We start from the raw sequence: 20634 nt of genomic DNA, 5'->3' as shown, positions 1-20634 counted from the left end.
ACGTCTCCGACCGGACTCCTCCGCCGGTGCGGCACCATGGTCACGTGTCCGCCGCCCGCCGTCCGCCCGGAGCGCCCCGGCGGTCCCGGCTGTCCCGGCGCGCGGTGCCGCCCGCCCCGGACCGGCTGGACACCACCCCGCTCGGGGTACCGCGGCCGCAGACCCGGCCCATGCCCGCCGCAACCGCCACTCCCCCGCTGCCGGGCGGCCCGAAGGTCACCGTCACCCGCGTGGCCGCCGCCCGCAGCCGGGAGCTCACCGTCGCCGCCGCCCGCCGGGTGCGTGCGGCCAGCCGGGCCGACGGTGCCGCCGAGACCGGGCTGGCCCAGCTGCTCTGGGTCAACGCCCTGCACATGGCCGGCGATGCGATGATCGCCGTCTCGCTGGCCGGCACGCTCTTCTTCGCCGCCACCACCGACGCCCAGCGGGGCAACGTCGCGCTCTACCTGCTGGTGACCATGGCGCCGTTCGCCCTGCTCGCCCCGGTGATCGGCCCCGCGCTGGACCGGCTGCAGCGGGGCCGCCGGTGGGCCCTGGCGGTGTCCCTGGGCGGCCGGGCGGTGCTGGCGCTGGTCATGGCGGCGCACTTCGACGACCTCTGGCTCTACCCCGCGGCGCTCGGGGTGCTGGTGCTGTCCAAGGCGCACAACGTGCTGCGGGCCGCGGTCGTCCCCCGGGTGCTCCCTGGGGCGATGTCCCTGACGTCGGCCAACGCGCGGCTGTCGGTGTTCGGCCTGGCGACGGCGGGGGTCGCCGGCGGCCTGGCCGCCGGGGTCGCCGCATTCCTCGGCTTCGACTGGGAGCTCTGGGCCACCGCGGCGGTGTTCGTCAGCGGGGCGGTGCTCGCCGTCCGGCTGCCCCGCCACGTCGACGTCCCCACCGGCGAGGAGCCGGCCGACGTGCTCACCACCACGACCGAGATCCCGCGGCCCGGCCGGCGCCGCCGCCGGGTCAGCCCGCACGTCGTCCTCGCGCTGCGGGCCAACGCGGCGCTGCGCGGGCTCGGCGGGTTCCTCACGATCTTCTCCGCGTTCCTCGTCCAGGCCACCTTCGCCGACGGCTGGGAGGCCACGCTGGCGCTGGGTGCGATCGCGGCGGCCGCCGGGGCGGGCAGCTTCGCCGGGACGGCCGTCGGCTCGCGGCTGCACACCGCCGCCCCCGACCGGCTGGTGCTCTACGCCGCCGGGACGGCCGCGGCGATCACGGTGGTCGCCGCGGTGTTCTACGGCTTCGGCATGGCGGTGCTGGTGGCCGGCGTCGCCGCCGTTGCCAACGCGCTGGGCAAGGTGTCCCTGGACGCGATCATCCAGCGGGAGGTGCCCGAGAGCCTGCGGGCCTCGGCGTTCGCCCGGTCGGAGACGATGCTGCAGCTGTCGTGGGTGGCCGGCGGTGCGCTGGGGATCGCCCTCCCGCCCACCGGCTGGCTGGGGTTCACCGTCGCCGCGGTGCTGCTCGGCCTCGCCGTGGCGCTGATCCTGTGGAGCCTCCACCGCAGCCGGCGACCGGCCGCGCCGGCGGGGCCCCCGGAGCTGCCGACGACGCCGGTGGGACCGTCGTGGTCGTGAGACGCCCCGCCCCCGCACTCCTGCTCGTCCTCTGCACGGCCGGCACGCTCGCCGCGTGCGCCGGGGAACCCGAGGCCCCCGGCGACGTGCGGGTGCGGGCCGGTGGCCAGGACATCACCGCCCAGCCGACCCAGTACTGCCTGGACGGCGAGGGACAGCGCTACGAGACCACGCCGCCGGTCGTCGAGGTCTCCCCCGACACCGCGATCCGCCTCACCGTGCCGGAGGGCATCGCCGAACGCGGCTGGCAGGTGCAGGTGTTCGACGAGTCGCTGCAGGAGGTGATCGGCGAGGTCGACGTGCCGCAGGGCACGGAGACCTTCGACGGGATCAACTCCTCCGATGTCCTCCCGCCGGCCTTCTACCTCGTCGTGGTCGAGGACAAGGGCGGGGACTGCGGCGAGTTCAGCGCCGCCTGGCCGATCGGCTTCCTGCGGGCCGGCGGTGACCTGGGGACCTGACCCCGGTCAGCCCTCCAGGTCGGTGGCCACGGCGCGCAGCACCGAGGCGACCTTGCGCGACTCGGCGCGGTCGGGGTGCCGGCCGTGGCGCAGGCCCTCGCCGACGTCGTCGAGCAGCTTGATCAGGTCCTCGATGATGGGGACCAGCTCGTCGGGCTTCTTCCGGCTCTTCGCGGCCACGGTGGCCGCCACCGACGGGAGCGGGTCGAGGATGCGCACCTGCAGCGCCTGGTCACCGCGCCGCCCGGCGACGATGCCGAACTCGACCCGCTGCCCCGGCTTGAGCTCCGACGTCCCGGCCGGGAGCGCGTCCTTGTGCACGAAGACGTCGGGCCCGTCCTCGCGGGACAGGAAGCCGAAGCCCTTCTCCGCGTTGAACCACTTCACTCTGCCGGTGGGCACGGTGGGATCCCTCATCCTCGATGGGCACGGCCACGCGGGCCGGGGAACGACGGCGGCACAGCACCGCTCGTTGCACAGGTTAACCGTCCGCCGCCCGCGCCCCGTCCCGCCTTTTCCGGCAGTCCCTACCCTGACCCGGTGCCCGAGCCCACCGACGGCCCCGACCACCCCGACTACCGGTTCACCCTGGCCAACGAGCGCACCCTGCTCGCCTGGCTGCGCACCGGGCTGGCGCTCGTCGCCGGCGGGGTCGCCGTCGCCACCTACGCGCCCGACCTCGGGGTGTCCTGGGGCAGCGCGGCGATCGCTCTCGCGCTGGTGCTGATCGGGCTGGGAGCAGCCCTGGCGGGATACCACCGCTGGCGGCAGAACGAGGCCGCCATCCGCGCCGACCAGCCCTTGCCCCAGGGCTGGGTGATGCCCGCTGCGACCGCCGCCGTCGCCGCTGTGGTGGTCGTGGTGGGCGTGCTCGTCGCCCTCGAGGTGCTCCGCTGACCCGGCCGGAGGTGCCCGGGGCGGCGGGTGAGCGCACCGACCTGTCCTGGCAGCGCACGGGGCTGGGGGTCCTGGCCGTCGCCGGGCTGATCGGGTTCCGGGCGGTGGCCGCCGACCGCCCCGCCCTCGTCGTCGCCGCCGGCCTCGCCGCCCTCATCGGTCTGGGCATCCTGGGCGGCCTGGCGCCGCTGCGCTACCGGCGACTCCGCGACCACCGGGCCGCGGGCGCCGGCGTGTCCTGCCCCGCGCTGATCCGGGCCGTCACCGCCGGCGTCGTGCTCACCGCGCTCGCCGCCGCGGTGGCCGTGCTCATCCCGGGCTGACGCCCGGCACGATGTCCAGCCGGTCGAGCAGCGCCAGGAAGACGACGGCGAAGTCGTTCTCGGCGACCTCGCGCGACACCTGCGCCCAGTCGACCTGCTCGCGCACCGCCCGGGCCACCGGCAGCAGCCGGCCGAAGTCGCAGTAGTGCTCGTCGAGGGCCATGAGCTTCGAGGCGATCAGGTCGGTGGCGTCGAGCACCGGCATCTGCACCGAGAGGACGGGCAGCGTCTCCGCCCGCTGGATGAGGTCGGTCTCCACGGGGCGGCCGCACGTCCGCCAGATGACGTCGACGAAGGCCTCGCCCTGGACCACCTTGAGCAGCCAGTCCTCCGCGGGGTCGACCACCTGCAGCCCGGCGTCGGCCAGCGCCTTCGCCGCCCGCTCGGACTCGGCGGCCGGCACGATGAAGTCGGCGTCGTGGTCGGGCTCGGGGGCGCCGCGCACCCACGCGGCGTAGCCGCCGCACAGGGCGAAGGGCACCTCACCCTCCTTGAGCGCGACGGCGGTCCGCTTCAGCAGGTCACGCACCTGGTCGCGGGGGAAGAGCGGCTCCACGCGTCCCTCGCTACCCGCTGGTAGCGCCGGCACGCACGGCCCCGGGTAGATGCGGCGGTGACCGGGCACAGGGACCGGATGCGCATCGCTACGTTCAACCTCCTGCACGGACGCTCGCTCGACGACGGCCGGGTGGACGTGGACCGGCTGGCCGCCGCGGTCAAGACCCTGGACGCCGACGTCCTCGGCCTGCAGGAGGTCGACCGCGACCAGCCGCGCTCGCTGGGTGCCGACCTGACCGCGGTCGCCGCCGAGGCGATGGGCGCCCCGGAGCACCAGTTCGTGGCCGCGCTCTCCGGGACGCCCGGCGGCACCTGGATGGCCGCGACCGGCGACGAGCAACCGGGGTCGGCCAGCTACGGGGTCTCGTTGCTGTCGCGCTACCCGGTGGTGTCCTGGCGGGTGGTCCGCCTGGCACCGCTGCAGGTGAGCGTGCCGCTGTGGTCCCCGCAGTCCCGGCGCCCCTTCCTGGCCCGCGACGAACCGCGGGTCGCCGTCGCCGCCGTGCTGGACGGGCCGTTCGGGCAGTTCACCGTCTGCAACACCCACCTGTCGTTCATCCCGCGGTGGAACGCCCACCAGCTGCGCACCCTCGTCCGGTCGCTGGAGGGCACCCGTGAGCCGCTGGTGCTGATGGGCGACCTCAACATGCAGCAGCGCGCGGCGGCCCGGCACAGCGGGCTGCGGCCGATCGCCACCGCGGCCACGTTCCCGGCGCCCCGGCCCACCCGGCAGCTCGACCACGTCCTGGTTCGCGGGAGCATCCGGGCGAGCGGACCGGCCGAGGCGGTCCACCTGCCGCTGTCGGACCACCGGGCGCTCGTGGTGCCGGCCGAGAGCGCCTGACCAGCGACGACGGGTCGCGGATCGGGGCCGCGCAGTGGATCATGCCCGCATGGCCCGTGTCCTCTCGCTCCTCGCCACGGTCGTCCGGGTCGTCGCCTCGGTGATCGCCGGGCTGATCGTGGTGTACGCCGTCTTCGTCTTCTTCGAGGCCAACCCGGCGAACCCGCTGGTCGAGCTCACCCGGGGCGTCCGGGAGGACTTCGGCTGGTTCACCCAGGACCTGTTCGCGCCGGAGGACCCGAGGATCGCCGAGACGGTCAACGCCGCGCTCGCCGCCCTCGTGTGGGTGGTCGCCGGCACGCTGATCTCGAAGCTGATCGTCCGGCTGACGCCCGCGTCCCGGGCGAGGGTCTAGGCGTTCCGGACCGCCGCCGCTCCCTGGAGCCCGAGCTCCTCGACCGACACCTGGCGCATCTCGACCTTGCGGATCTTGCCGGTGACGGTCATCGGGAACTCCTCGACGACCTTCACGTAGCGGGGCACCTTGTAGTGGGCGAGCTTGCCGGAGCAGTACTCCTTGAGCGCGTCGGCGGTGAGCGGCTCGGCGCCCTCGCGCAACCGCACCCAGGCCATGAGCTCCTCGCCGTACCGCTCGTCGGGGACGCCGATGACCTGCGCGTCGACGATGTCGGGGTGGGTGTAGAGGAACTCCTCGATCTCCCGCGGGTACACGTTCTCCCCGCCGCGGATCACCATGTCCTTGATCCGGCCGACGATGTTCAGGTAGCCGGCCTCGTCCATGACGGCGAGGTCGCCGGTGTGCATCCAGCGGGCCGAATCGATGCTCTTCGCAGTGACGTCAGGTTCCTCCCAGTACCCGAGCATCACCGAGTAGCCGCGGGTGCAGAACTCCCCCGGGGTGCCGCGCGGCACGGTGAGCCCGGTGGCCGGGTCGACCACCTTCACCTCGAGGTGCGGGTGCACCCGGCCGACGGTGGCGGTGCGCCGCTCCAGGTCGTCGTCGGCGCCGGTCTGGGTGGAGACCGGTGAGGTCTCGGTCATCCCGTAGCAGATGGTCACCTCGGTCATGCCCATCTCGGCGACCACCCGCTTCATCACCTCGACCGGGCACGGCGAGCCGGCCATGATGCCGGTGCGCAGGCTGGACAGGTCGTACTCGGCGAAGTTCGGCAGCCCGAGCTCCGCGATGAACATCGTCGGGACGCCGTACAGCGAGGTGCAGCGCTCGTCCTGGACCGCCCGCAGGGTCAGCGCGGGGTCGAAGCCCGGCGCCGGGATGATCATCGTCGCGCCGTGCGAGGTGGCCCCGAGGTTGCCCATGCCCATGCCGAAGCAGTGGTAGTACGGCACCGGGATGCACACCCGGTCGGCCTCGGTGTAGCCGCAGCCCTCGCCCACGAAGAACCCGTTGTTGAGCAGGTTGTGGTGGGTGAGCGTGGCGCCCTTCGGGAAGCCCGTCGTCCCTGACGTGTACTGGATGTTGATCGGGTCGTCGGCGGAGAGCTGGGTCTCCCGCTCGGCGAGGAGCGCGCGGTCCCCCGCCCGGCCGGTGTCCAGCAGCCGCTCCCACTCCGGGGAGCCGAGGAAGACGACCTCGCGCAGGTCGGGGCAGTCACCCCGCACCTCCGCGACCATCGCGCGGTAGTCGCTGGTCTTGAACTCCGGGGCCGAGACCAGCACCGAGATGCCGGCCTGCTTCAGCACGTAGGCCAGCTCGTGCGTCCGGTAGGCCGGATTGATGTTGACCAGGATTGCGCCGAGCTTCGCCGTCGCGTACTGGACGAAGACCCATTCCGCGCAGTTGGGCGCCCAGATGCCGACCCGGTCGCCCTTCCGCACCCCGACGGCGTCGAGGCCGAGCGCGCAGGCGTCGACGTCGGCGACCAGCTGCGGATAGGTCCAGCGGCGACCCGAGGCGCATTCGACCAGCGCCTCGTGGTCGCCCACCCGCGCTGCCGTCCGGTCGAGGTTCGCCCCGATCGTGTCGCCGAGCAGGGGAACCGTGGCGGTTCCGCTGCTGTAGGACGGCAGCACGGGAGCGCTCACCGCCGACGCCGCCCCTCGGGCGTCTGGAGACCGGCGCGGTTGGGCTTGTCGGTCGGGTGCGCGTAGCGCAGCCGCTCCGCCGGCAGCGGGAAGCTGTGGTCCTGCCCGAAGGGGGACAGCGAGCCGGCGACCGAGGCCGAGAGCTCGGTCAGCGGCGGGCCGCCGTCCTCGGACTCGCCCCAGGTCGGTTCCACCAGGTGGGCGTGCTTCTCGTTGCGCTTGGCCATGACGCCTCCGTCTGCGGTACCGGCGCACCGCGCGGTGCGCCTTCTCCGCTCATCTTGGCCGATCACCCCCCGCGGGCGCACGCCACCGCCCCGGGCGGGCGACCCGGTGTCGTCCTCAGCGCCGGCCAGGCACCTCGCGGGCGCCCCAGACGGTGCCGGCGCCATCGGCGGTGAGGACCCACCGGTCGCCCCCCACCGGCGCGGCGCGGACCGTTCCCCCGTCGAGGGCCTGCACCGCCCGGGTCCGCCACACCGCCGTGCTGAGCAGCCGCAGCCGGACCGGCTCGTCGGCCAGCTCGTCGTAGCCGGCGGGCTCGAAGGACAGCGCGGCCGGCCCGGCGATCCGCAGCGTCCCGGTGCGCCAGGTGGTGGCCGCCAGGGCCTGGCGCCAGCGGTGGGTGCGCAGCAGGGCGCCGGCACCGACGCCGACGGCGACCAGCCCGCCGACCACCAGGACGACGACGGCGACCCCGGCGGCGGGCACCCGCCGGCCGTCGTCGCCCGCCATGGCCACCGCCGCGACGGCCAGCAGCACCCCCAGGACGACGGCGATGACCCCGCCACCGAGCCAGCGCAGCGCGCCGACCTGGTGGGTGGCCAGGGCGGTCCGGGTGTTCGGGTCCTCGCTCGCGGGGTGCACCTGCCCATGCTGGCAGCAGCGTCGGCGGGTACCGCGACGTAGCGTGGACCGGATGTCCACGGATGCTCCTGCGACGCTCGCCGCCTGGCTGCGCACGCGCAGCGACGAGCAGCTGGGCGCCTTGCTGGCGGCCCGGCCCGACGTCGCCCGCCCCGCGCCCTCCGACGTCGTCGCGCTGGCCAGCCGGCTGGCGGTACCGGTGTCGGTCGACCGGGCGCTGGACGAGCTCGACGCCGCCACCCTGCAGGTGCTCGACGTGGTCCTGCTGGCGCCGACCGACGGCCTGGCCCCCGACGAGCTGATCGCGGCGCTGCCCGAGGTGCCCGACGACGTGCTCGAAGGCGCGCTGGAGGCGCTCACCACCCGGGCGCTGCTCTGGGGCGACGACGTCCTGCACGCCCCCGACCCGGTGCGCCGCGCCGTCCGCCACCCGGCGGGCCTGGGCCGGCGCGCCACCGACCTGCGCGTCCAGCTGCCCGCCGACCTGCCGGCCGCCGTCGCCGAGCTCGCCCCGGAGGAACGCGCCGTCCTGGAGAAACTGGCCGGGGACCGTCCCGTCGGCCACCTCCCGGACAGCCCGAGCGGTGGATCGACGCCGGCCCGGCGCCTCCTGCAGCGCGGCCTGCTCGCGCGCATCGACGCCCTCAACGTCGAACTCCCCCGCGAGATCGGTCTGCTGCTCCGCGGCGACTCCCCCTACGGCCCACCGCGGCGCCGTCCCGAACCTGCCGTGGTCACCCGCGACCCGCAGGTGACCGACCGGCAGTCCGCCGGCGCCGCGCTGGAGAGCGTCGGCCGGATCGGGGAGCTGCTGACGTTGCTGGAGGAGGAGCCGGCCGGGCTGCTGCGCAGCGGTGGGGTCGGCGTGCGCGACCAGAGGCGGCTGGCCCGGTCGCTGCACGTGACCGAGCCCGACCTCGCGTGGTTGCTGGAGCTGGCCTTCGCCGCCGGGCTGCTGGACGTGGGCGGCCCGCACCGCGACGAGTGGCTGCCCACCCGCGCCTACGACGTCTGGCGGGAGCAGGACCTCGCCGACCGGTGGGCGGCGCTGGCCGCCGGCTGGCTGGACGGCGTACGGCTGCCCTCGCTGGTCGGGGTGCGCGACCTCGCGGGCAAGGCGGCCAACGCGCTCGCCCCCGATCTGGTGCGGCACACCGCACCGGCGATCCGGCGCTCGGCGCTGCGCGTGCTGGCCGAGCAGCCGGCCGGCTCGGGCCTGGCACCCGACGACCTCACCGCGCTGCTGCGCTGGCGCACCCCGCGACGGGCCGACCGGCTCGCCCCGGTGCCGGACATGCTGGCGGAGGCGGCGCGGCTGGGCGTCCTGGTGTCGGGGGTGCTCTCGACCGCCGGCCGCGGGCTGCTGAGCGGCGGTGCGGACGGCGCGGCGATGCGGATGCGCGGGCTGATGCCCGAGCCGGTGGACCACGTGCTCGCGCAGCCGGACCTCTCGCTGATCGCGCCCGGGCCGCTGGTCGCCGAGCTGGCCGACACCCTCGCCGTCGTCGCCGACGTCGAGTCCTCCGGCGGGGCGACGGTGTTCCGGGTGTCGGAGGGCAGCGTGCGCCGCGCGCTGGACGCCGGGTGGTCGGCGACCGACCTGCACGACTTCTTCGCCAAGGCGTCGCGCACCCCGGTGCCGCAGGCGCTGGACTACCTGGTCGACGACGTCGCCCGCCAGCACGGCCGGCTGCGGGTCGGGGCGATCGAGTCCTACGTCCGCTCGGACGACCACGGGTTGCTGTCCCAGGTGCAGGGCGACCGGCGGACCGCATCGGCCGAGCTGCGCCGGCTGGCGCCGGGCGTGCTGGTCAGCGCCCTGGGTGCCGACGAGGTGCTCACCGTGCTCCGCGAGGCCGGCTACGCGCCGGCCGGGGAGCACCCCGGGGGCACCGTCCTCACCCGGCCGCCGGCCCGCCCGCGCGCCACCGGCCGCCGGACGGGGAGCGAGTCGCACCCGGCACCGCGGGCGTTGAACGCGGAGGACCTGGCCGCCACGGTGCGCGAGATCCGGGCCGGCGACGCCGCGCTGGCCGCCCGCCGCGGCGAGGCGGTGCGCCAGGTGCCCGGGGTGACGACGGCCTCGACGCTGGAGCTGCTGTCCCGGGCCGTGCGCGAGGGCGTACCGGTGTGGCTCGGGTACGTCGACGCCCAGGGCAGCGGCAGCCAGCGCGTGGTGCAGCCGGTGTCGCTGGCCGGTGGCTTCCTCTCCGGCTACGACGAGCGGCGCGGGGAGAACCGCACCTTCGCCGTGCACCGGATCACCTCGGTGGCCCTGGTCGAGGGGGAAGCTCCCGAGGGCTCCGGCGGTTGACCCCGACGAGCCCGCCGGCCGCGCCGGTACGCACGATCCCCAGCCCCTGCCAGGAAGGCCTGCGTTGAACGACGGTCCGCTCATCGTCCAGTCGGACAAGACCCTGCTGCTCGAGGTCGACCACCCGCTGTCCCGTGACTGCCGGGCGGCGATCGCCCCGTTCGCCGAGCTGGAGCGCTCACCGGAGCACGTGCACACCTACCGGGTGACGCCGCTCGCGCTGTGGAACGCCCGGGCCGCCGGCCACGACGCCGAGCAGGTCGTCGACGCGCTGGTGCGGTACTCGCGCTACCCGGTCCCGCACGCGCTGCTGGTCGACGTCGCCGACACGATGGACCGGTTCGGCCGGCTGACGCTGGCGAACCACCCGGTGCACGGGCTGGTGCTCACCACCACCGACCGCGCGGTGCTGGAGGAGGTCATCCGCTCCAAGCGCGTGGCCCCGATGCTCGGTGCGCGGATCGACGCCGACAGCATCGCCGTGCACGCCGCGGAGCGCGGCCGGCTGAAGCAGGCGCTGCTGAAGATCGGCTGGCCGGCCGAGGACCTCGCCGGCTACGTCGACGGCGCCGCGCACCCGATCGAGCTCGACCAGAGCGGCTGGCACCTGCGCGACTACCAGCAGGAGGCCGTCGACGGCTTCTGGGCCGGCGGATCCGGCGTCGTCGTCCTGCCGTGCGGAGCCGGGAAGACGCTGGTCGGCGCGGCGGCGATGGCCGAGGCGAAGGCCACGACGCTCATCCTGGTGACCAACACCGTCTCCGGCCGGCAGTGGAAGCGCGAGCTGATCGCCCGCACATCGCTGACCGAGGAGGAGATCGGCGAGTACTCCGGGGAGCGCAAGGAGATCCGCCCGGTCACCATCGCGACCTACCAGGTGATCACCACCCGCCGGAAGGGCGAGTACCGGCACCTGGACCTCTTCGACGCCCAGGACTGGGGCCTGATCGTCTACGACGAGGTGCACCTGCTGCCCGCACCGATCTTCCGGCTGACGGCCGACCTGCAGTCCCGCCGCCGGCTGGGCCTCACCGCCACCCTGGTCCGCGAGGACGGGCGGGAGGACGACGTCTTCTCCCTCATCGGCCCGAAGCGGTACGACGCGCCGTGGAAGGACATCGAGTCGCAGGGCTACATCGCACCGGCCGAGTGCGTGGAGGTGCGGGTCTCCCTCGACGACGAGGAGCGGATGACCTACGCCGTCGCCGAGCCCGAGGAGCGGTACCGGATCGCGGCGACCGCGCAGTCGAAGCTGCCGGTGATCCGCCGGGTGCTGGAGCGGCACCCCGAGGAGCAGAAGCTCGTCATCGGCGCCTACCTGGACCAGCTCGAGGAGCTCGGCACCGCGCTGGACGCCCCGGTGATCCAGGGCTCGACGACGAACAAGGAGCGCGAGCGCCTCTTCCAGGCATTCCGAGTCGGGGAGATCAAGACCCTCGTCGTCTCCAAGGTCGCGAACTTCTCCATCGACCTGCCCGAGGCCGCGGTCGCCGTACAGGTGTCGGGGACGTTCGGCTCGCGGCAGGAGGAGGCGCAGCGGCTCGGCCGGGTGCTGCGGCCCAAGGCCGACGGGCGGCAGGCGCACTTCTACACGGTGGTCAGCCGGGACACCCTCGACAGCGAGTACGCCGCCCACCGGCAGCGGTTCCTCGCCGAGCAGGGCTACGCCTACACGATCGTCGACGCCGCCGACCTGGCCGGCCCCGGTGAGGTCAACGGCCCCGACTGGGTGGACGAGCCCGCCGACTGAGAACTGCCGAGCGTGTGCGCCGACGCCCCGTTCCGATCATGTGGGTCCGAGGAGTCGACGCACCTCGTCAGGCCTGGAGCCGGCGCGCGAGGTCGAGCCCCATCAGCACCTCGTCGCGCCGGTCGTCCGGGGTGATCTGCAGCGCGCCGGGCCAGCAGCCGGTCACCGCCCAGCCGAACCGCTCGTAGAACGCCTCCAGGCCCATCCCGCCGCGCACCTCGAGCCGGAGGGAGTCAGCCGACGGGCGAACCCGCCCGCTCCCCCGGCGTTGGCGACATCCCGCCAACAGGCGACGAGGGCGGATCGCAGGCCGTCCTCGACCGGCGGCGAGGTCGACCAGCGCAGCGACACGGGAACCACCGGCGCAGTCTGCCAGCGGGGGTTCCGGGCTCCGCGCCGATCACCGACCGCATCCTGCGGCGGCGCCGAAGCCGCGCCGGGCAGCCCTGTGCTGCTGCTCCGCCGACAGTCCGTCTCTGCCCAACTCCACTGGGCAGAGGCCGACTCGCCCGGGGAACGTCATCACTCCAGGGCGATCACAGGAGGCGGTTGGGATGCCCGTGACCGGCGGGACGTGACGTTCCGGTCCCTCACGAGCATGAGGATCCCCACAGGTCGGCCCTGTTGACACGCATCAGCGCAGGTCAGCGGCTCACGCGCTGTCCCCATACGTCGTGGGCGGCGGCGCGCGCGGGAGGCATCCGGTTGGGCGTGTTGGCCTCCCGCCGGTGAAGATGGTCCCGACATGGGGAGCGCAGCACGTGCGGAGGCCTTGAGCCCGCAGACGACCAGCCGACCGCTCCGGGCGTGGCAGCAGACCGCGCTCAGCCAGTACGAGGAGAGCTCCCCCAAGGATTTCCTGGTCACCGCTACGCCGGGCGCCGGCAAGACGACCTTCGCCCTGACGCTCGCCGCGCGGCTGCTCTCGCGGCGCGAGGTCGCCCGGGTCGTCGTCGTCTGCCCGACCGACCACCTGCGGTTGCAGTGGGCCGAGGCCGCCGATGCCATGGGCATCGTCCTCGACCCGAACCTGACCAACGCCGTCGGCCCGGTCCGCGCCGGTACCCAGGGCTACGTGACCACCTACGCGCAGGTGGCGGGCAAACCGATGCTGCACGCGGCCCGGTCCACCGCCGTCAAGTCGCTGGTGATCCTCGACGAGGTGCACCACGCCGGTGACGGCCTGTCCTGGGGTGAGGCGGTCGAGGAGGCGTACAGCATGGCCGCGCGCCGGCTCTGCCTCACCGGGACGCCGTTCCGCACCAAGCCCGACGAGCGCATCCCCTTCGTCCGCTACGAGGAGGACAGCTTCGAGGGCGACGACGGCTCCGGTGGCATCGGGCTGATCAGCCGGGCCGACTACACCTACGGCTACAAGGAGGCGCTGGCCGACAGCGTCGTCCGCCCCGTCGTCTTCGCCGCCTACACCGGGACGTCGCGCTGGCGGAACTCCGCCGGCGAGGTCGTCGCCGCGTCCCTGAGCGAGGCCGGCACCAAGTCGGTCGAGATGCAGGCCTGGCGCACCGCGCTGGACCCCAAGGGCCAGTGGGTGCCGCACGTCATCGCCGCGATGGACGACCGGATCACCCACCTGCGCGAGGAGGGCGGCATGCCCGACGCCGCGGGCCTGATCCTCGCCAGCGACCAGGACGACGCGCGCGCCTACGCCAAGATCGTCCGCCGGGTGACCGGCAAGGCCGCCGAGCTCATCCTCTCCGACGACCCGAAGGCGTCGAAGAAGATCGAGCGCTTCGCCACCGGGTCGGCGCGGATCGCCGTCTGCGTGCGCATGATCTCCGAGGGCGTCGACGTCCCACGGGCCGCCGTCCTGGCGTGGATGACCTCCTACCGGACGCCGCTGTTCTTCGCCCAGGCCGTCGGCCGCGTGGTCCGCTCCCGGGCGTCGCACGAGTCGGCGACGGTGTTCCTCCCCGCCGTCCGCCCGCTGCTGTCGCTGGCCGCCTCCATGGAGGAGCAGCGCAACCACGTCATGCCGCCGCCGAAGACGGTGCAGGGCGACGAGCTCGACCTCGAGCCGCTGCCGCCCAAGGAGAAGGACCCGGACGGCATGAAGCAGTGGGAGGCCCTGGAGGCCGACGCCCGCTTCGCGCACGTCCTCCACGGCGGGACGGCGCACACCGGCGAGGGCCGCCCCGCGCTGGTGGCCCCCGAGGAGGAGGACTTCCTCGGCATCCCCGGCCTGCTCACCCCCGAGCAGACGGCGTCGCTGCTGGCCAAGCGGGACGAGGAGCTGCGGGTCCGCATCGCCTCCCGCCAGCACTCCGACGACGAGGAGTTCATGCTCGTCGAGGACCACCCCGACGAGGACGACACCGGCCGCTCGTGGCGCGACGCCGCGGAGCTGCGCCGGGAGGTCAACCGCCTGGTCAACCGGGTGGCCGCGCGCACGTCCCAGCCGCAGGCCGTGGTGCACACCCAGCTGCGCCAGTCGGTGCCGGGCCCGCCCTCGGCATCGGCGTCGGTCGACGTGCTGCGCGCCCGCCGCGAGCGCCTCCGTACCATGCTGTAGCAACCCTGCTACGCTCATGCTCGTGAGTACGGACGTTCCCGCTCGCGAGCTTCGTAACGACGTCAGCGGCGTGCTGCGCCGGGTCCAGGCAGGAGAGCGTCTGCGGGTCACGGTCAGCGGTCGCCCCGTCGCCGAGCTGGTCCCGTTGCCCAGCCGCCAGCCCAGCATGGCGTGGGATCACTTCGTGCGGCACATCTCCGGAGGGCTGGCAGACGCTGCGCTGGCCGACGATCTGGCCGCCCTCCTTCCCGACACCACCGACGACGTGCCCGTCCGATGACGATCGATGCGGACCGAGCGGCTCTCGGTCTCGCGGACACGTCTCTGTTCAGCGCCGTCGAGCAGCAACGCCCGCTGTCCGGACATCCGCCTGAGCGGATCGCTGTCTCGGTCGTCACGATCGCGGAGCTACGGCTCGGCGTGCTTGCGGCCCCTGATGGCGCGACCCGCGCCCGGCGGCTCGAGACGCTGACACTCGCGGACGACCTGGAGCCGTTGCCGATCGACCGGTCCGTCGCAGCCGCTTGGGCCGGCCTGCGCCTGACTCTGCGCGACACCGGCCGGCGGATGCCGCTCAACGATTCGTGGATCGCCGCCACGGCACTCGCGCTGGACCTACCCGTCGTCACGCAGGACGCCGACTACGACGGCGTGCCGGGTCTCCAGGTCATCCGCGTCTGAGGAAAAGCCCTGTTCCCCCTTGCAACGATCGGCCTCACCCGGAGATGGGGCCGATCGGCAGCTGAGGTCCGGACCGGATGACGGCCGCCTCGCGGCGAGATGCACAACACGGCTCCAGGCCCCCGACCGAAGTCGGGGCGGTAGTCCGTGAAGGCGTAACCAAATGGCACCCGGGGGCACGTGGCACCCGGCCCGGACACAGTCGAGGCTACCCGCGCAGGGCGGATCGTGTCGTGCCGAGTGGGGGCACGGAGGATTCCGCGCAGGCGCGACGAAGCGGCTCCACGCGCGCCGGGGCGGCACCTGGCCGCGGTGCGGTCCGGAGGATCGCGATCTAGTTGAAGCCGCGCTCGTCCTGCTTGAGAGCGGTGTCCACGGTCAGCGCCGAGGCGATCACCATGCTGGCCAGCGGCTCGGGCAGCCGGTAGTGCACCAGGACGACGTACCGGTCGGCCGTGGTGAACATCGTTCTCGCCAGGCCCTCCCACTTCTTCGTGATCCGGGCGACCTCGGTGCCGGCCGCGTCGGTGATCGCGAAGTCCCAGGCCCGCCAGTTCTCCGCCTGGATCGCCCCCACCAGCTGACCGCCGGCGACCAGGTCGAACCGGATCCTGCCGAACACGCCGGCCTGCACGATCTCGCCGATCGGCTGCCCGTCGGGCCGCTCCACCACCACCCGTGACTTCACCAGCTTCGCCGGCCGGGTGAGCACCAGCACGGGCCCCCGGGCGTCGCGCACCTCCAGCCGGTGGGTGAGGAACTGGTCCAGGCTCGACAGCAGCCGGACCGCCTTCTGCACGCCGCTCTGGCCCACCTGGACGACGGCGCCGATCTGCCGACCCTCGCCGTCGAGAACGGCGTACTCGTTGGTGAGCTCGACCAGCTTGGTCTTCTGGTTCACCAGGAGCACCGGCTGGTCGTAGAGCGACGGGCCGGCCGGCGCCTGCTGGACGTGCCCGGTCCAGCTCTGGCCGTCCCACCAGCGGGTGCCCGGGCTGCCGGCGGGGTCGGGGTACCAGCCGGGCGGCGGCGGGGCTTGGCTCACGGCCGCCAAGTTAGTTGCCGGCACCGCCCGGGACCGTCGGCGACGCGTGCCAGACTCCGAGCGTGGCCGAGCTGACCGCCGTCGAGGCGCGCGTGCTCTCCGCTGTCGACGAGCGGTGGGCGGTCGAGCGGCTGTGCGCGCTGATCGCCGTCCCGTCGGTCGGTGGCACGCCCGCCGAGAGCGAGGTGCAGCAGCTGCTCGGCGACTGGCTGGAGGAGCTGGGCTGCACGGTCGATCGCTGGCCGATCGAGCTCGCCGAGGCGTCCGCGGCTCCCGACGCCCCGGGCCAGGAGGTCCTGCGCACCGAGGCGTGGGGCGTCGTCGGCACGGTGGGCGGTGCGGGCAGGCCCGCGCTGGTCCTGTCCGGGCACACCGACGTCGTCCCGCCCGGCGACCCCGCCCGCTGGGCCGGCGACCCGTTCGTGCCCCGGATCGCCGACGGCGCGGTGCACGGCCGCGGCGCCTGCGACATGAAGGCCGGCGTCGTCGCCTCGCTGGCCGCCGTGCACGCCCTGCGGGCGGCGGGGGTGCGCCTGGTCCGGCCGCTCGCGCTGCACGGCGTGATCGGCGAGGAGGACGGCGGGCTCGGCGCATGGGCCACCCTGCGCCGCGGCCACACCGGCGACCGCTGCGTCATCCCCGAGCCCACGGCGCAGGCCGTCGTCACCGCCAACGCCGGGGCGCTGACCTTCCGGCTGGAGATCACCGGGCATGCCGCACACGCCGCCATGCGCGACCGGGGCGTCAGCGCGGTCGAGCTGTTCGCGCACGTGCACGCCGGGCTGATCGCGTACGAGGCCGAACGGCAGCGCGACGCCGACCCGCGGTTCGGCGACGCGCGCTTCCCCTACGGCATCTCGATCGGCCGGGTGCAGGCCGGCGACTGGGCGAGCTCCGTACCGGACCGGCTGGTCGCCGAGGGCCGGTATGGCGTCCGCGTGGGCGAGCCGGTGGGGACGGCGAAGGCGGCGCTCGAACGCCGGCTGGCCGAGATCTCCGCCGGCCACCCGTGGCTGGCCGAGCACCCGGTGCGGCTGACCTGGACCGGCGGGGCGTTCGCCAGCGGCCAGCTCCCGGCGGGGCACCGGTTGCTGGACGACGTCCGTGCGGCCGTCACCGACGCCGGCGGTCCGCACCCGGGGGAGGGTGCGGTCGCCGCGGGCAGCGACCTGCGCCAGTACGCCGCCGCCGGCATCCCCACCCTGCACTACGGCCCCGGCGACCTGCACCTGGCGCACGGCCCGCTGGAGCAGGTGCCCATCACCGAGCTGGTCACCGCCGCCCGCGCCTTCGCGCTGCTGGCGCTGCGCACCTGCGGGGTGCGGTGAGCGGCCCCGTCGGGTTCGACGCCTGGGCGGCGCTGGCCGACGACTCCCCCACCTCGCGCACCGAGTGGGCCGCCGTCCTCGCCGCGTGGAGCGAGCCGCACCGCCGGTACCACGACCTCGCGCACCTGGCGGCCGTCCTGGGGTTGCTCGACCGGCTGAGCACCGACGTCCCCGACCCCGCCGCGGTCGCGCTGGCCGCCTGGTACCACGACGTGGTGTACGACCCCCGGCGTCCGGACAACGAGGAGATCAGTGCCGCCCGCGCGCGGGCCGGGCTGCGCGGGCTGGCGCCCGACGAGCGGGTCGACGAGGTCGTCCGGCTGGTGCTGCTCACCGCCGGGCACGATCCCGAGCCCGGCGACGCCAACGGCGCGGCGCTGTGCGACGCCGACCTGGCCGTGCTGGCCAGCCCGCCGCAGGCCTACGCCGGCTACGCGTCGGCGGTCCGCGCCGAGTACGGCCACCTCTCCGACGAGGTCTTCACCGCCGGCCGGATCGCCGTCCTGGAACGGCTGCTCGCTCTCCCCCGGCTCTACCGGCTGCCCGCTGCCAGGGAGTGGGAGCCCCTGGCGCGCGCCAACCTGGCCGCCGAGCTCACCCTGCTGCGGTCGCGCGCTTCCGCTGACGGAGCCCTGCCGCCAGCAGCCGGCTGAGCAGCTCCCGGCACTCGACCGGCTCCGCCCCGGCGGCGACGGCGACGGCGTAGAGGTCCTCCGGGATGTCGTAGTGGTCGCCCTGGAACGCCCGGCGCGGGATGCCCAGCTCGGCCGCGACGAAGGCGTGCAGCTCGTCGTAGCTGACGTCGCTCACCAGGTGCGACCAGCGGCGGCCGCGCCACGGCCACACCGGGGAGTCGATGAGCACGGCCACGGCGAGCAGTCTGCCTCGCCCCGACTAGCGTCTGCCGGGTGAACAGGGAGATCCGCTGGGGTGTCGTCGGGCCGGGCCGCATCGCGGAGAAGGTGGTCGAGGACTTCGCCGTCGTCCCCGATGCACGCGCGGTGGCCGTCGCATCCCGCTCGCAGCAGCGGGCCGACGCCTTCGCCGCCCGCCACGGACTGGAGCGGGCCTACGGCTCCTACGCCGAGATCATCGCCGACCCCGACGTCGACGTCCTCTACGTCGCGACCCCGCACCCGCAGCACCACGCGATCGCGCTGGCCGCCCTGCGGGCGGGCAAGGCGCTGCTGGTGGAGAAGGCGTTCACCGCCACCACCGCCGGCGCCGTGGAGGTGGTCGACACCGCACGGCAGGCCGGCGTCTTCGTCATGGAGGCGATGTGGACCCGGTTCCAGCCGGCCGTCGTCGCGCTGAACGAGCTGGTGGCCGACGGCGCCATCGGCGAGGTGCGGTCGGTGCAGGCCGACCTCGGCGTCGCCCGCGAGTACGACCCGGTCGACCGGCTGTTCGCCCTCGCGCTCGGCGGCGGCGCGCTGCTGGACCTGGGGGTGTACGTGGTCTCCTTCGCCCAGATGCTGCTGGGCACTCCCGACCGCGTCGTGGCCACGGGCTCGCTCTTCCCCTCCGGCGCCGACGCCGAGGCGGCGATCCTGCTCGGCTGGGACGACGGCCGCAACGCCGCGCTCACCACCTCGCTGAAGTACGCCCTACCCGGGACGGCGCGCGTCGTGGGGACGACGGGCTGGATCGACGTCGTCCCCCGCTTCCACCACCCCGACACGATCGTGCTGCACCGGACCGGCGCAGAGCCCGAGACGATCGCCCGCCGGCAGACCGGCGCCGGGTACGCGCACGAGCTGATCGAGGTCACCGAGTGCCTGCGGGCCGGCCGCACCGAGAGCGCCGTCATGCCGCTGGCCGACACCCTCGCGGTGCAGGAGGTGCTCGGCCAGGCCGCCGAGCAGCTCGGGGTGCGGCACGCCGAGGCCGTGGAGGCCCCGTGATCGCCGTGACCGCAGCCGGCGGGGTCACCGGCACCGCCGTCGTCCGGGCGCTGATGGCCCGCGGTAAACGGGTTCGCGCGGTGGTCCCGTCCCGGCGCCCGCGGCCGGCACTCGATGCGCTGGGCGCCGAAGTGGTCGTCGGCGACCTCACCGGCGACCTCACCGCCGCGCTGACCGGCGCCGAGGCCCTGTACCTGATCTGGCCGAACTTCGACCCGGCGGAGGCGACCGGCGCGCCCGCCGTCCTGGCGGCAGCCGCACACGCCGGGGTGCCGCGCCTGGTCTACCACTCGGTGCTCCGCCCCCAGACCCGGGCGATGCCGCACCACGCGGCCAAGGACCGCGTCGAGGAGGCCCTCGACGGCGCGGTCGCCGGCACGGCCGCGCGGTGGCGGGTGCTGCAGCCCTGCGCCTACGCCGACAACCTCGACGGGCAGCTGCCCGGAGCCGTGGAGACCGGCGAGCTGCGCAGCCCGTGGGGCCTCGAGCAGGCGCAGTCGTTCGTCGACCTGCGCGACGTCGCCGAGGCCGCCGCGGTCCTGGTCACCGAGGACGGGCTCGACAGCGGGACCTTCGAGGCCGCGGGCCCCGAGGCGCTCACCGCACCCGACGTCGCGGCGCTGCTGTCCCGGCACTCGGCGCGCCCGGTGACCGCCGTCGACGTCGCGGCGATGGACGACGGCACCTACGCCGGCCGCTGTCGCACCGCGATGTTCGACTGGTACCGGGCGCACGGCTTCGCCGGCAGCCCCCGGGTGCTCACCACCCTGCTCGGCCGGCCGCCGCGCACCGTCGCCGAGCACCTGGAGACCATCTGAACGGGTGATTCCTTCCCGACGACTCCAGCCGCCTGCCGGAGGTGCCGATACCGGACGAAGGAGCCGCACCCGGCGGCCGACGTTCGGAGGAAACCGCTCGATGGCACTTCTCGAAAGCCTGGCCGTTGTCGCCGCCAAGATCGCCGGCGCGAGCACCGTGGCGCAGGTGGCGACCGGGCTGGGCATCGCGGCCGCCGGGGTGACCGGCGCCGGTGCCGCCGGCGTGCTGCCGGAACCGGTGCAGGACGTCGTCGCCGACGCCGTGGAGACCGTGTCCCCGTTCGAGCTGCCCGACTCCGGCGACCCGGACCCGGACGACGCGACGGAGACGGATGACTCCGGCGTGGACGGCCCCGGGGACGTCGAGGGGACCGACGACTCCTCCGCCGACAGCACCGAGGCCCCGACCGGCGACTCGACGGACGACGCGACCGCCGACGACGGCGCCGGCACGCGCGGCCTGGACAACGCCATCGCGCACGCCGACGAGCACGCCCAGGAGGCGCTGGAGGCGGCGAAGGCGCGTCAGGACGCTCACGACGCGGAGAAGTCCGCGCGGGACGCCGCCAAGGAGGCCGAGAAGGCGGCCCGTGAGGCCGCCAAGGCCGCGCGCGACGCCGCGCAGGAGACCCGGAAGGCCGCCGAGCAGGCCGCCGAGCAGGCTCAGGAGGACGTCGCCGAGGCCGCCGACCAGGCCCGTAGGAACGCCGAGCGCCCCGCCCAGGGGTCCAGGGGCGACTGA

Annotated in this window: 23 protein-coding genes and 1 pseudogene; 16 read left to right on the top strand and 8 right to left on the bottom strand. The window is 74.6% G+C overall.

Annotation, left to right across the window (positions count from 1 at the left end; all coding sequences use genetic code 11):
• Positions 1–44 precede the first annotated feature (44 nt).
• Positions 45–1565, top strand: a complete 1521-nt coding sequence (locus BLASA_RS02955; RefSeq protein ID WP_014374520.1) for an MFS transporter — start codon at positions 45–47, stop codon at positions 1563–1565.
• A complete protein-coding gene (locus BLASA_RS02950; protein ID WP_231839536.1) occupies positions 1562–2026 on the top strand; it encodes a DUF2771 family protein in 465 nt (154 codons plus the stop codon). Before BLASA_RS02955 ends, BLASA_RS02950 begins: the two co-directional genes overlap by 4 nt.
• Before the next feature lie 216 nt (positions 2027–2242).
• Here BLASA_RS02950 and BLASA_RS25755 read toward each other — a convergent pair.
• Positions 2243–2443, bottom strand: a pseudogene (locus BLASA_RS25755) (cold-shock protein); the annotation flags it as partial.
• 123 nt (positions 2444–2566) lie between these two features.
• Between BLASA_RS25755 and BLASA_RS02940 the strand changes: the two are divergent.
• Positions 2567–2923: a YidH family protein gene (locus tag BLASA_RS02940; protein ID WP_014374517.1), complete on the top strand. Its 357-nt coding sequence runs from the start codon at positions 2567–2569 to the stop codon at positions 2921–2923.
• 11 nt (positions 2924–2934) lie between these two features.
• Entirely contained in the window at positions 2935–3246 is a 312-nt protein-coding gene (locus BLASA_RS02935) for a DUF202 domain-containing protein (protein ID WP_014374516.1), read from the top strand.
• Here BLASA_RS02935 and BLASA_RS02930 read toward each other — a convergent pair.
• Positions 3233–3802 (bottom strand): hypothetical protein, encoded by a 570-nt coding sequence (locus BLASA_RS02930; RefSeq protein WP_014374515.1) that lies wholly within the window; start codon positions 3800–3802, stop codon positions 3233–3235. The genes BLASA_RS02935 and BLASA_RS02930 overlap by 14 nt on opposite strands.
• A gap of 78 nt (positions 3803–3880) precedes the next feature.
• Between BLASA_RS02930 and BLASA_RS02925 the strand changes: the two genes are divergently transcribed.
• Positions 3881–4648, top strand: coding sequence for an endonuclease/exonuclease/phosphatase family protein (locus BLASA_RS02925; protein WP_014374514.1), 768 nt, complete (start codon positions 3881–3883; stop codon positions 4646–4648).
• A gap of 49 nt (positions 4649–4697) precedes the next feature.
• Positions 4698–5003 carry a hypothetical protein gene (locus BLASA_RS02920; RefSeq protein WP_014374513.1) on the top strand — a complete coding sequence of 102 codons (306 nt, stop codon included), beginning with the start codon at positions 4698–4700 and terminating at the stop codon, positions 5001–5003.
• Here BLASA_RS02920 and BLASA_RS02915 read toward each other — a convergent pair.
• The 3 genes from BLASA_RS02915 to BLASA_RS02905 form a co-directional block, all read right to left on the bottom strand.
• Entirely contained in the window at positions 5000–6655 is a 1656-nt protein-coding gene (locus tag BLASA_RS02915) for an AMP-binding protein (protein WP_014374512.1), read from the bottom strand. The two genes, BLASA_RS02920 and BLASA_RS02915, sit on opposite strands and share 4 nt — an antisense overlap.
• Positions 6652–6882: a hypothetical protein gene (locus BLASA_RS02910; RefSeq protein ID WP_014374511.1), complete on the bottom strand. Its 231-nt coding sequence runs from the start codon at positions 6880–6882 to the stop codon at positions 6652–6654. The genes BLASA_RS02915 and BLASA_RS02910 overlap by 4 nt, the downstream gene beginning before the upstream one ends.
• Before the next feature lie 115 nt (positions 6883–6997).
• Positions 6998–7522 (bottom strand): hypothetical protein, encoded by a 525-nt coding sequence (locus BLASA_RS02905; RefSeq protein ID WP_014374510.1) that lies wholly within the window; start codon positions 7520–7522, stop codon positions 6998–7000.
• A gap of 52 nt (positions 7523–7574) precedes the next feature.
• Between BLASA_RS02905 and BLASA_RS02900 the strand changes: the two genes are divergently transcribed.
• Both BLASA_RS02900 and BLASA_RS02895 read left to right on the top strand, forming a co-directional pair.
• Positions 7575–9836 (top strand): helicase C-terminal domain-containing protein, encoded by a 2262-nt coding sequence (locus BLASA_RS02900; protein WP_014374509.1) that lies wholly within the window; start codon positions 7575–7577, stop codon positions 9834–9836.
• Between the two features lie 64 nt (positions 9837–9900).
• Positions 9901–11586, top strand: coding sequence for a DNA repair helicase XPB (locus BLASA_RS02895; protein WP_014374508.1), 1686 nt, complete (start codon positions 9901–9903; stop codon positions 11584–11586).
• Between the two features lie 67 nt (positions 11587–11653).
• On the opposite strand, the gene BLASA_RS24785 is transcribed toward BLASA_RS02895, so the two are convergent.
• The gene (locus BLASA_RS24785; RefSeq protein ID WP_014374507.1) at positions 11654–11791 is read right to left on the bottom strand and encodes a hypothetical protein; all 138 of its coding nucleotides are present in this window, start codon (positions 11789–11791) and stop codon (positions 11654–11656) included.
• A gap of 567 nt (positions 11792–12358) precedes the next feature.
• Here BLASA_RS24785 and BLASA_RS02885 point away from each other — a divergent pair.
• The 3 genes from BLASA_RS02885 to BLASA_RS02875 are packed head-to-tail and all read left to right on the top strand — an operon-like array spanning position 12359 to position 14797.
• The gene (locus BLASA_RS02885; RefSeq protein WP_231839535.1) at positions 12359–14116 is read left to right on the top strand and encodes a DEAD/DEAH box helicase; all 1758 of its coding nucleotides are present in this window, start codon (positions 12359–12361) and stop codon (positions 14114–14116) included.
• Between the two features lie 22 nt (positions 14117–14138).
• Positions 14139–14396 carry a type II toxin-antitoxin system Phd/YefM family antitoxin gene (locus BLASA_RS02880; RefSeq protein WP_014374505.1) on the top strand — a complete coding sequence of 86 codons (258 nt, stop codon included), beginning with the start codon at positions 14139–14141 and terminating at the stop codon, positions 14394–14396.
• Positions 14393–14797, top strand: coding sequence for a type II toxin-antitoxin system VapC family toxin (locus BLASA_RS02875; protein ID WP_014374504.1), 405 nt, complete (start codon positions 14393–14395; stop codon positions 14795–14797). Before BLASA_RS02880 ends, BLASA_RS02875 begins: the two co-directional genes overlap by 4 nt.
• A gap of 334 nt (positions 14798–15131) precedes the next feature.
• Here BLASA_RS02875 and BLASA_RS02870 read toward each other — a convergent pair whose 3' ends face one another.
• The gene (locus tag BLASA_RS02870; RefSeq protein WP_014374502.1) at positions 15132–15842 is read right to left on the bottom strand and encodes a phospholipid scramblase-related protein; all 711 of its coding nucleotides are present in this window, start codon (positions 15840–15842) and stop codon (positions 15132–15134) included.
• Positions 15843–15904: 62 nt separating this feature from the next.
• Here BLASA_RS02870 and BLASA_RS02865 point away from each other — a divergent pair, with 62 nt between their 5' ends.
• Positions 15905–17170: an ArgE/DapE family deacylase gene (locus tag BLASA_RS02865; RefSeq protein WP_014374501.1), complete on the top strand. Its 1266-nt coding sequence runs from the start codon at positions 15905–15907 to the stop codon at positions 17168–17170.
• Complete coding sequence (locus BLASA_RS02860) at positions 17167–17823, top strand: metal-dependent phosphohydrolase (RefSeq protein ID WP_014374500.1); 657 nt, start codon at positions 17167–17169, stop codon at positions 17821–17823. Before BLASA_RS02865 ends, BLASA_RS02860 begins: the two co-directional genes overlap by 4 nt.
• On the opposite strand, the gene BLASA_RS02855 is transcribed toward BLASA_RS02860, so the two are convergent.
• Positions 17765–18040, bottom strand: a complete 276-nt coding sequence (locus tag BLASA_RS02855) for a DUF4031 domain-containing protein (RefSeq protein ID WP_014374499.1) — start codon at positions 18038–18040, stop codon at positions 17765–17767. The two genes, BLASA_RS02860 and BLASA_RS02855, sit on opposite strands and share 59 nt — an antisense overlap.
• Positions 18041–18078: 38 nt before the next feature.
• On the opposite strand from BLASA_RS02855, the gene BLASA_RS02850 reads away from it, so the two are divergent.
• The 3 genes from BLASA_RS02850 (at position 18079) to BLASA_RS23250 (ending at position 20634) form a co-directional block, all read left to right on the top strand.
• A complete protein-coding gene (locus tag BLASA_RS02850) occupies positions 18079–19074 on the top strand; it encodes a Gfo/Idh/MocA family protein (protein ID WP_014374498.1) in 996 nt (331 codons plus the stop codon).
• Positions 19071–19892: an SDR family oxidoreductase gene (locus tag BLASA_RS02845; protein WP_014374497.1), complete on the top strand. Its 822-nt coding sequence runs from the start codon at positions 19071–19073 to the stop codon at positions 19890–19892. The genes BLASA_RS02850 and BLASA_RS02845 overlap by 4 nt, the downstream gene beginning before the upstream one ends.
• A gap of 100 nt (positions 19893–19992) precedes the next feature.
• Entirely contained in the window at positions 19993–20634 is a 642-nt protein-coding gene (locus tag BLASA_RS23250; RefSeq protein ID WP_014374496.1) for a hypothetical protein, read from the top strand.

It is taken from the genome of Blastococcus saxobsidens DD2, assembly GCF_000284015.1.
GTDB lineage: Bacteria > Actinomycetota > Actinomycetes > Mycobacteriales > Geodermatophilaceae > Blastococcus > Blastococcus saxobsidens_A.
The sequence above is the reverse complement of the archived record's forward strand: the minus strand, read 5'-3'. Positions and strand labels throughout refer to the sequence as shown.